Source organism: Xanthomonas sp. LMG 8993, assembly GCF_009835065.2.
Classification (GTDB): Bacteria; Pseudomonadota; Gammaproteobacteria; order Xanthomonadales; family Xanthomonadaceae; genus Xanthomonas; species Xanthomonas arboricola.
This window is the reverse complement of sequence record NZ_QVIF02000002.1, coordinates 705,167-715,599: the sequence shown is the minus strand read 5'-3', so window position 1 is coordinate 715,599 and position 10,433 is coordinate 705,167. Positions and strand designations below refer to the sequence as shown.

General features: G+C 65.5%; 7 protein-coding genes. 1 reads left to right on the top strand and 6 read right to left on the bottom strand.

The annotated features are described in order from the left end of the window. Window positions 1–210: 210 nt before the first annotated feature. The 4 genes from DYQ94_RS06195 to DYQ94_RS06180 are packed head-to-tail and all read right to left on the bottom strand — an operon-like array spanning window position 211 to window position 6,771. On the bottom strand, window positions 211–894 hold the full coding sequence (locus DYQ94_RS06195) for a TetR/AcrR family transcriptional regulator (protein ID WP_126965908.1): 684 nt from the start codon (window positions 892–894) through the stop codon (window positions 211–213). Continuing rightward, window positions 887–2,383: an efflux transporter outer membrane subunit gene (locus DYQ94_RS06190; RefSeq protein WP_126965907.1), complete on the bottom strand. Its 1,497-nt coding sequence runs from the start codon at window positions 2,381–2,383 to the stop codon at window positions 887–889. The genes DYQ94_RS06195 and DYQ94_RS06190 overlap by 8 nt, the downstream gene beginning before the upstream one ends. A gap of 1 nt (window position 2,384) precedes the next feature. Then, window positions 2,385–5,528, bottom strand: coding sequence for an efflux RND transporter permease subunit (locus tag DYQ94_RS06185; protein ID WP_126965906.1), 3,144 nt, complete (start codon window positions 5,526–5,528; stop codon window positions 2,385–2,387). Between the two features lie 16 nt (window positions 5,529–5,544). Continuing rightward, window positions 5,545–6,771, bottom strand: a complete 1,227-nt coding sequence (locus DYQ94_RS06180; RefSeq protein WP_126965905.1) for an efflux RND transporter periplasmic adaptor subunit — start codon at window positions 6,769–6,771, stop codon at window positions 5,545–5,547. Window positions 6,772–6,901: 130 nt separating this feature from the next. On the opposite strand from DYQ94_RS06180, the gene DYQ94_RS06175 reads away from it, so the two are divergent. Then, entirely contained in the window at window positions 6,902–7,519 is a 618-nt protein-coding gene (locus DYQ94_RS06175; RefSeq protein ID WP_039526278.1) for a TetR/AcrR family transcriptional regulator, read from the top strand. Between the two features lie 158 nt (window positions 7,520–7,677). On the opposite strand, the gene rtcA is transcribed toward DYQ94_RS06175, so the two are convergent. Continuing rightward, window positions 7,678–8,697 (bottom strand): RNA 3'-terminal phosphate cyclase, encoded by a 1,020-nt coding sequence (gene rtcA / locus DYQ94_RS06170; protein ID WP_126965904.1) that lies wholly within the window; start codon window positions 8,695–8,697, stop codon window positions 7,678–7,680. Window positions 8,698–8,883: 186 nt separating this feature from the next. Next, window positions 8,884–10,104 (bottom strand): RtcB family protein, encoded by a 1,221-nt coding sequence (locus tag DYQ94_RS06165; RefSeq protein ID WP_039526275.1) that lies wholly within the window; start codon window positions 10,102–10,104, stop codon window positions 8,884–8,886. Window positions 10,105–10,433: the final 329 nt, after the last annotated feature.

Sequence of the window (10,433 nt, the reverse complement as noted above, 5' to 3'; positions counted from 1 at the left end):
AGGAGCGTGCCTGCGCGCGACCAGGCCTTCTCGGTAACGCCCCGTCGCGCGCGGGCACGCTCCTACGACAGCGTCGGTTTGCGGCCGGGTTGAAGGGGGTGATCAATGCGTTGCGGCACAACCTGGCGCGCTGACACACCCGTGTAGGAGCGTGCCTGCGCGCGACCAGGCCTTCTCGGTAACGCCCATTGCGCTGTCCTGCCGCCGCAGCTAGAACCCGCTCGGCACCTCGCGCTTGCCTTCCGCTGTCACCACCGGCGGTTGCGGCCGATACGCGCGCAGGAACAGCGCCACCGCACTGGCGACATACCCGTGCTGCGTGGCGGCCGGTGCCTGCCACGTGTCGCCACGCAGCGCCGCATTGGCCGGCATGCCGGTCATCAATCCGAAGAAATGCACCGAGGCATCCGGCAGATTGTCGATGACCAGGCTGCCCTGCTCCACTTCGCGCGCCAACACCACGCGCATCGTGGTGTCGTAGCGTTCGAAGCCCAGCGTCCACATCTCCTCGCGTATCTGGCTGGGCAGTGCCGGCGGCCGCACCAGGCCGTAAGCGGCATCGCCCAGTGCATTGCTGGCTGCCATGCGCACGACCGCGTCGGCGATGGCGAGCAGACGCACGGGCAGCGGCCCGCGCATGTTCAATAGCGCCTCCCAGGGATTGGGCGACTGGTGCGCCAGCGCCTCCAGGGTGGTACGGAACAGCACCTCCTTGGACGCGAAGTGCGCATACACCGTGGCCTTGGACACCACTGCGCGCTCGGCGATGCTGTCCATGCTGGTTTTGTCGAAGCCCTGGCGTGGAAATAGCTCGGCTGCCGCGCGCAGGATCGCGCCACGCTTGTCGTGCGGCGCGCGCCTGGGCGCCGGGACCTCGGCAGCGGCGTCATCCACGTGGCTGCCCCGTCGCCGTCGTGGCCACCGCCGGGTCGGCCGATTGCAGCCAACCGCCGCCCATCGCCTTGTAGAACGTCGCCAGATTGGTGAAGCGTGACAGCTGCGTGGTGATCAAGTTCTGCTGCGCGCTGTACAGCGCGCGCTGCGCATCCAGCGCCTGCAGGTAGCTGTCCACGCCGCGTTCGAAGCGCGCCTGCGACAGCCGGTAACTGTCGGCAGTGGCATCGACCAGGGCCTGTTGCGCCTGCAATTGCCGGCCCAGGGTCTCGCGTTGCGCGAGCGCATCGGAAACCTCGCGGAACGCGCTCTGGATCGCCTTTTCGTACTGCGCCACTTCGATATCGCGGTTGGCCTTGGCCATGTCCAGGTTGGCGCGGTTACGCCCGGCGTTGAAGATCGGCAGCGTCAGCGTGGGCACGAAGCTCCAGGCGCGGGTGCCGGAATCGAACAGGTTGGACAGGCTGCTGCTGGACGAGCCGGTCGATGCAGTCAGGCTGATGCTCGGGAAGAACGCCGCGCGCGCCGCACCGATGTTGGCGTTGGCCGCACGCAGGTTGCGCTCGGCCTCCAGGATGTCCGGGCGGCGCTGCAGCAACTGCGACGGCAGCCCGGCAGGCACGCTGGCCAGCACGTTGCCGTCCACGCTGGCGCCGTCGGGCAAGGCCTGCGGCAACAGCTCCGCCGGCACCTGCGTGCCGACCAGCAGCACCAATGCATTGCGGTCCTGCGCCACTTGCGCGGTGTAACGCTCCACATCCACGCGCGCGGATTCCACCGTGGTCTGCGCCTGGCGCAAGCTGAGCTGCGAGGCCACACCCAGCTCGAAACTGCGTTGTTGCAGGCGATAACTGTCGCCCTGGCTGCTCAAGGTGGACTGCGCCAGTTGCAGCAACTGCTGATCGGCCGCCAGCGTCAGATAGGCAGTGGCCACTTCGGCCACCAGGCTGATATGGGTGCTGCGGCGTGCCTCGGCGGTGGACAGGAACTGCTGCAGCGCCTGTTCCTTGAGGCTGCGCACACGCCCGAACAGATCCAGTTCGTACGCACTGACGCCGATGTTGGCGCTGTAGGTCCGGAAGACCTGCGGCTGGCCCGGAATGGCCAGCTCCGACGGCGTGCGCGCGTTATTGGCGGTGCCGGTGCCCTGCACGGCGGGCAGCAGCGCAGCGCGCTCCACCCGGTACTGCGCACGTGCCACCTCGATGTTGAGCGCGGCCACGCGCAGGTCGCGATTGTTCTCCAGTGCCAGCGCGATCACCTGCTGTAGCGCCGGGTCGGTGAACACCTGCCGCCAGCCGATGTTGGCGATATCGATCGCCTGCCCGGGGATGGCCGTATCGGTGGTAGTTGATGCCGTCGAGAGCTCGGTGCCGGCAAAGCGCTCGGGCACCGGTGCGTCGGGCCGTGCATAGCGCGGCATCAGCGTGCATCCGGACAGCACGCCGGCCACCGCGATCGCGGTCAATGTCATGCGGATCGGTGTCATCTCAATGTCCTGCCGGTTGCGGTGCGGGCGAAATGGGCTGCGCGCGGCGGGTGAACAAGCCGCTGATCAGCACGAAGAACAACGGCACGAAGAAGATCGCCAGGATCGTGCCGGACAACATGCCGCCGATCACCGCAGTGCCCAATGCATGCTGCGCGCCTGCACCGGCACCACTGCCGAGCACCAGCGGCACCACGCCCAGGATGAAGGCCAGCGATGTCATCAGGATCGGCCGCAAGCGCATGCGTGCTGCCTCCAATGCGGACTCGATCAGGCTCTTGCCGCTTTCATGCAGTTCCTTGGCAAATTCCACGATCAGGATCGCGTTTTTCGATGCAAGACCAATGGTGGTGAGCAGGCCCACCTGGAAGTACACATCGTTCATTTTCCAGGTCAGCATTGCGCCCAGCAGCGTGCCGAACACGCCCAGCGGCACCACCAGGATCACCGAGAACGGAATCGCCCAGCTTTCGTACAACGCGGCCAGACACAGGAACACGATCAGGATCGACAACCCGTACAACAGGCCGGTCTGGCCGGTCGAGGATTTCTCCTGCCGCGACAACCCGGTCCACTCGTAGCCGATGCCCGGGGGCAACTTGGCCGCCGCCGCTTCGACGATCTGCATCGCCTCGCCACTGGACGCAGCACCCGGCATCGCCATGCCCAGGATCTCCACCGACGGCACGCTGTTGTAGCGCTCCAGACGCGGCGAGCCCGAACTCCAGCTGGCAGTGGCGAAAGCGTTGAACGGCACCATCGTGCCGGCGCTGTTGCGCACGAACCAGCGGTCGATGTCCTGCGGATTCATGCGGTACACCGCATCGGCCTGCAGCATCACCTTCTTGACGCGGCCCTTGTCGATGAAGTCGTTGACGTAGGTACTGCCCCAGGCGCTGGAGAAGGTGTTGTTGATATCGGCGATCGACACGCCCATGGCCTGCGCCTTGTGCGAATCGATTTCCAGCTTGAACTCGGGCGTGTCTTCCTGCCCGTTCGGGCGCACCGCCACCAGCCGCTTGTCCTGCGACAGCTCAGCCAGCAGCTGGTTGCGCGCCTGCATCAAGGCCTCGTGGCCGAGGTTGGCGCGGTCCTGCAGCATCAGGTCGAAGCCGGTCGCATTGCCCAGCTCCGACACCGCCGGCGGTGCGAACGCAAACACCTTGGCATCGCGAATGGTGCTGAAGAACGCACCGGCCTTGCCCGCCACGTCGGTGACGCTCTGGCCCTTGCCGGTGCGCTCGTCCCACGGGCGCAACTTGACGAAGGCAAAGCCCACGTTCTGGCCGGTACCGGCAAAGCTGAAACCGGAGACCGCGAAAATGCCGGCAACCGAGTCCTTCTGATCGACCAGGAAGTGATGCTCCACCTGCTTGAGCACCTCGCCGGTGCGCGCATCGGTGGCACCGGGCGGCAACTGCACCAGCACGAACAGCGTGCCCTGGTCCTCGTCCGGCAGGAAGCCCACCGGCAGCTTCATGAAGCCGAACACCACCAACGCCAGCAACACCGCGTAGGCCAGCATGTAGCGCCAGCCCTTGCCCAGCATGTGCCGCACCACGCCCTGATAGCCGCTGTTGCCACGATCGAACAGGCGGTTGAACCAGCCGAAGAACCCGGTGGTCGCCAGACCATGGCCCTTCTCCACCGGCTTGAGCAAGGTGGCGCACAGGGCCGGAGTCAGGATCATCGCCACCAGCACCGACAAGGTCATGGCCGAGACGATCGTGATCGAGAACTGCCGGTAGATCACACCGGTGGAACCGCCGAAGAACGCCATCGGCACGAACACCGCGGCCAGCACCAGGGCCACGCCGACCAGCGCGCCGGAGATCTGGTCCATCGACTTGCGCGTGGCGTCCTTGGGCGACAACTGCTCCTCGCCCATCACGCGTTCGACGTTTTCCACCACCACGATGGCATCGTCCACCAGCAGGCCGATCGCCAGCACCATCGCGAACATGGTCAGCGTGTTGATGGTGAAACCGAACGCCGCCAGCACGCCGAAGGTGCCGAGCAACACCACCGGCACCGCGATGGTCGGGATCAAGGTCGCGCGGAAATTCTGCAGGAACAGGTACATCACCAGAAACACCAGCACCACCGCTTCGATCAGCGTATGCACCACCTGCTCGATGGAGATGCGCACGAACGGCGTGGTGTCGTACGGCTTCTGCACCTTCATGCCGGGGGGGAAGAATTTCTCCTGCTCCTCCAGGCTCTTGTCGATCGCGCGCACCGTATCCAGCGCATTGGCGCCGGTGGCCAGCTTGATCGCCAGACCGGCGGCCGGCTTGCCGTTGTAGCGGCCCACCGTGTTGTAGCTCTCGCTGCCCAGCTCGATGCGTGCCACATCGCGCAGGCGCACCTGCGAGCCATCGGACTGCGTGCGCAGCAAAATGTTCTCGAACTCCTCGGCGGTCTTCAGCCGGGTCTGCGCGGTGATGGTGGCATTGAGTTGCTGGTTGGGCACCGCCGGCAACGCGCCCAGCTGGCCGGCGGAAACCTGCGCGTTCTGCGCCTGGATCGCGGTGCGCACATCCACCGGAGTCAGGCTGAAGTTGTTCAACTTGTTCGGGTCCATCCATACCCGCATCGCGTACTGCGAGCCGAACAAGGTGGTGTCGCCCACGCCTTCGACGCGGCTGATGGTTTCCTGCACGTTGGCCGCCACGTAATCGGACAGGTCCGAATCGCTCATGCTGCCGTCTTCGGAAGTGAAGGCCAGCACGTTGAGGAAGTTGGTGGCCGACTTGGTCACCGTCACGCCCTGCTGCTGCACTTCCTGCGGCAGCAACGGCGTGGCCAGCGACAACTTGTTCTGCACCTGCACCTGCGCAGTGTCCGGATCGGTGCCGTTGTCGAAGGTCAGCGTGATGGTCACCGCACCGCTGGATTCGCTGGTGGAGGCCATGTAGCTGAGGTGGTCCAGCCCCTTCATCTTCTGCTCGATGACCTGGGTGACGGTGTCTTCCAGGGTCTTCGCCGAGGCGCCCGGATAGTTGGCGGTGATGGCGACGGCGGGCGGCGCGATGCTGGGGTATTGCGCAATCGGCAAGGTGGCGATGGACAGGATGCCGGCCAGCATCACGATGATGGCCAACACCCAGGCGAAGATCGGACGATCGATAAAGAAGCGTGCCATGACGTGTGATCCCGCCTCAGTTGGCCGCACGCGGTGCGGTCGGGGCGGAAGGAGTGCCGGCGGCTGCACTGCCGGCACCGGCAGCCGGCCTGCCCTTGGGCTGCCACGGCACGGTCTTGACCTTGATGCCGTCGCGGGCGTGCGAGACGCCTTCGACCACCAGTTGCTCGCCGGCCTTCAGGCCGCTGCGCACCAGCCACTGGTCGCCGACTTCGCGGTCGGTTTCCAGCACGCGCAGGTGCAGCTTGTGATCGGCACCGACCACGAAGGCGGTGGGCTTGCCGGCGCCATTGCGCGAGACCGCCTGCTGCGGCACCAGCACGCCCTGCTCCTTGATGCCTTCCTGCAGCACCGCGCGCACATACATGCCCGGCAACAACTCCGCATTCGGGTTCGGGAACACCGCGCGCAAGGTGATCGAGCCGGTGTTCTGGTCGACGGTGACATCGGAGAACGCCAGGTGGCCCTGCAGCGGATAGGTGCTGCCGTCTTCCAACAGCAGCGACACCTTGGCCGCGTCGTCGCCGGCCTTCTCCAGCTCGCCGCGCGCCATCGCCTGCTTCAGGCGGAGCAAGGCCGCGCTGGGCTGGGTGACGTCGATGTAGATCGGGTCCAGTTGCTGGATGGTGGTCAGCGCGGTGGCCTGGTTGGCGGTCACCAAGGCGCCCGGGGTGACGCTGGAGCGGCCGATGCGGCCGGAGATCGGCGCGTCCAGGCGCGCGAAGGCCAGGTTGATGCGCGCGGTTTCCACGCTGGCCTTGCCGGCGGCCACATCGGCCTCGGCCTGGCCCAGCGCTGCGGCGGTGTCATCGCCATCCTGCTGGCTGATCGCCTTGATCTGCACCAGTTCGGTGTAGCGCTCGGCCTTGAGCCTGGCAGTGCGCAGGTTGGCCTGCGCCTTGGCCAGGGTGGCCTGGGCGCTGGCATAGCTGGCGCGGTAGGTCGCCGGATCGATCTGGTACAGCGTCTGCCCGGCCTTGACGTCGCCGCCCTCGGTGAACTGGCGCGACTGCACGATGCCGCCTACCTGCGGGCGAACTTCGGCGATCAGGTAGGGAACCGTACGTCCAGGCAGCTCGGTGGTCAGGGTCACCGGCTGCGGCTTGACGCTCAGCACGCCCATTTCGGGCATGCCCTCCTCCGGCGGCGGGCCGCCCGGCGGGCTGCCGCAGGCACTGAGCAGGACGGTGGCAGCAACGGCAGCAGCGAGCAGGGGCAGGCGAAACGAAGCATGAGGACGCACGAGGAGGTCTCCGACGGGACGCAGGATGGTTAAATCTAAACGGTACGGTTCGGTATCCTAATAAGCGCATCCGTGGGCGTCAAGCATTCCTGCCCAGTCGGTATACTTAAGCGCCCAAGGGAGTCAGTGGATGCGGGTCAGAACCGAAGAAAAACGCGACGCCATCGTGCAGGCGGCCAGCGAGGTGTTCCTCGAACTGGGCTTCGAAGGCGCCTCGATGTCGCAGATCGCCGCCCGCGTCGGCGGCTCCAAGCGCACGCTCTACGGCTATTTCCCGTCCAAGGAGGAGTTGTTCGTGGCGTTTGCCAAGGACATGTCCGACCGCTACATCGACCCGCTGCTGGACGCGCTTTCGCAGAGCAACGGCCCGGTCGCCGAGACCTTGCAGCGCTTCGGCGAGGACATCCTCGGTTTCCTGTGCGCGCCCAGCTCGATCACCATCTGGCAGACCATCATCGGCGTGTCGGGGCGGTCGGACGTGGGCGCGCTGTTCTTCAATTCCGGTCCGGAAGAAGGCGTGCAACGCATGGCCGATTACCTGCAGACGCAGATGGATCGCGGCGCGATCCGCTGCGCCGACGTCCTGATCGCGTCAAGGCAGTTCGGCGGGCTGCTGGAGGCGGAAACCCTGATGCCTTGCCTGTTCGGCGCACTCAAGGACCCCTCGCCCGAGTATCTGCGCGGCGCCGCGCAGCGCGCGGTGGAGATGTTCCTGGCGGCGTATGCGCTCGAGTCGGCACCGGGTTGATGCATGGGGCAGGCATCGCGCGAAAGCGCACTCCTGCACTGCGCACGCTCGTCAGAGGGCATCGCCCAGTGCGGCAATGCCGTTGTGCATGACACTGGCCTTCAGGTGTCCCACGCCGGGCGCGCAGGCGCTGCCGCCAACGCCACGCCTGCCCCACTTCAGCGATACACAGACACGCGCCACTGACCATCTGCCATCGGCAGCCAGGTGATCTCCACCGGCAGGAACTTCTCGATCAGCCGGGCATTGCTGGCCAGATGCTTACTGATGGCATCGGTCGTGAACCCGCCACTGCCGGCCAGCGCCATCGGCAGCAGCAACTGGTCCGACAGATACTCGCCAACGCAGGCGCCACCATCGAGATACCGCTGCACCTGATCGGCAAGGCGCTCGCCCACCCGCTCGGCGGGCACACCGCGCTCGCCGTAGCCGGCAAAGGTCTCGACATGCGCTGCATGGCGCACACGCACAAGCGCAACATTGCCCGGTCCCAGCGCAGGACGCACGCTTTCCACATTGCGCGGGCTAGGGTCCACGCCCAGACGTGCAGACAACACGCGTAGCTCGCGATGCCCAATCTTGGTCGACAACCCGGAAATCAGGATCTTCGCCTCGATCGACTCCAACGCCCCACGTGCATCGAACACCGCGTGCTGGAGCTGCGCACACGGCTCCACCGCCACCCGCAGCACTCCACCGCCGGCCGGATAGAAGCCATGGCGCTCCAGCACCGCCGACACGCGCACGCCCATTCGCTGCAAGGCAGGCAGATAGCAGTCGGCGATGAAGTCCACATTCGGCGCCAACGGGTTGTGCGTCCCGCCTTCGAAGGTCAGGCTGGAAGGGGTTGCTGCCTGCCAAAGCGCAGGTAGCACCGTCTGCAACACCAGGGTGGCAGAGCCCGCACTTCCGGTCGCAAAGCGATACGTCCCCGGCAACACCTGGCCCGGCTCGAACCGCAATGCCGTCGCGCCGATCTGCGCGCCATGCGTACGCGCCTGACCAATCGCCGCCGCCGCATTGACGGCCGTCAGGTGCTGACGCATCAAGCCCGGGCGTGAACGTGCTCCGCGGATGTTGTGCATGACAAAGCCGGTTCCGGTGCACAGGCTCAACGTCAATGCGGTGCGCAACAACTGTCCACCGCCTGCCGCTCCATCGATTTCAATCATGTCCATGACGCACGTCCATTCAAATAAACGCCCCGATGTCGAGATCGGGGCTGTCAATACCTTGCCGGCGCAGTGTAGGTGGATCCAATACCCAGGCGGCGCCCGCTGGCTGCACCTGCACTGCAGCGGAGTGTCCGATGCCGCAGCGTCGATGCAACGCATCGCCAGGGCTGCGGCAACCGATGCGCAGGCCTATCCCTTGACGCAGACCACCTGCCGAAGCGTATGCACGATTTCCACCAGGTCGCGCTGTGCATGCATCACCGCCTCGATCGGCTTGTACGCCGCGGGCGACTCGTCCACCACGTCCTGATCCTTGCGGCATTCCACATGCGCCGTGGCCTTGATGTGGTCGTCGAGGCTGATGCGCCGCTTGGCCTCGGTGCGGCTCATGACCCGGCCGGCACCATGGCTGCAGCTATGGAAGCTGTCGGCATTGCCGAGCCCGCGCACGATGAAACTCTTGGCGCCCATGCTGCCGGGAATGATGCCCAGCTCGCCCTTGCGGGCACTCACCGCCCCCTTGCGCGTCACGAACACGTCCTTGCCGAAGTGGTGCTCGCGGCTGACGTAGTTGTGGTGACAGTTGACCGCCTCCGCCTGCGCCTCGAACGGCTTGGCGATGACCGTGCGCACGGCCGCCACCACGTGCCGCATCATGATTTCACGATTGATTCGCGCATAGCGTTGCGCCCAATCCACTGCAAACACGTAGTCGGCATAGTGCTCGCTGCCTTCCGGCAGGTAGGCCAGGTCCTGGTCCGGCAGGTTGATCATCCAGCGCCGCATTTCGTTCTTGGCCAGCTGGATGAAATGGTTGCCGATGGCATTGCCGACGCCGCGCGATCCGGAGTGCAGCATGAACCATACGCGCTGCGCCTCATCCAGGCAGACCTCGACGAAATGGTTGCCGGTTCCCAGCGTTCCCAGGTGCTGCAGGTTATTGGTCTTCTGCAACCGTGGATGGCGCTCGCAGATCAACGCAAAATCGCTCGCCAGCTGCGACCAGCCATCGATCGCATGCCCCGGCGGGGTCTGCCATGCCCCCTTGTCGCGCGCACCCGGCGTGCGCCCGTGCGGCACCGCGCGCTCGATCGCGCTGCGGATCGCGGCCAGGTTGTCCGGCAGGTCGCTGGCCACCAGCGTGGTACGCGCTGCGATCATGCCGCACCCGATATCCACGCCGACTGCGGCAGGCACGATCGCGCCGATAGTCGGCACCACCGACCCCACCGTAGCCCCCTTGCCCAAATGCACGTCGGGCATGACCGCGATCCAGCGGTGGATGAAAGGCAGCTTGGCGATGTTCTGCAACTGCTGGCGTGCTTCGTCCTCGAGCGGAACGCCGCGCGTCCACAGCTTGATCGGGGCCGCACCCGGCTGGGCAATCACATCGTAGTGTTCGATGCTCATGGAGATACTCCTTGTAAATGACTGAATAAAAGCGCGGTGACAAAAGTGATGGAACGCTCTGCGGAACGCCGGCGTTAACCGGCGTGACACAGCGGGAATCGAACCCAACCCAATCAGGGGAACCAAAGTAGTTCCATCGGCATTCACCGCAAAACCAAACCACGTTGCCTGCGACAAGATCAATGAAACGCACGCTCTACCACTGAGCTACCGTCGTGACGGGCGGGATTCGAACCCGCGACAATGGAGTTTCACTTGCATTCGCACGACAACGCAGACAACAAGACCGACGGCGACCACGACAACGGAGATGAAACATCCTGCTCTAA

Bases quoted from the DNA above. Each gene is read 5' to 3' on its own strand.
- DYQ94_RS06165 (WP_039526275.1), bottom strand. From the start codon at position 10,104: ATGAGCATCGAACACTACGATGTGATTGCCCAGCCGGGTGCGGCCCCG.
- DYQ94_RS06190 (WP_126965907.1), bottom strand. From the start codon at position 2,383: ATGACACCGATCCGCATGACATTGACCGCGATCGCGGTGGCCGGCGTG.
- rtcA (WP_126965904.1), bottom strand. From the start codon at position 8,697: ATGGACATGATTGAAATCGATGGAGCGGCAGGCGGTGGACAGTTGTTG.
- DYQ94_RS06185 (WP_126965906.1), bottom strand. From the start codon at position 5,528: ATGGCACGCTTCTTTATCGATCGTCCGATCTTCGCCTGGGTGTTGGCC.
- DYQ94_RS06175 (WP_039526278.1), top strand. From the start codon at position 6,902: ATGCGGGTCAGAACCGAAGAAAAACGCGACGCCATCGTGCAGGCGGCC.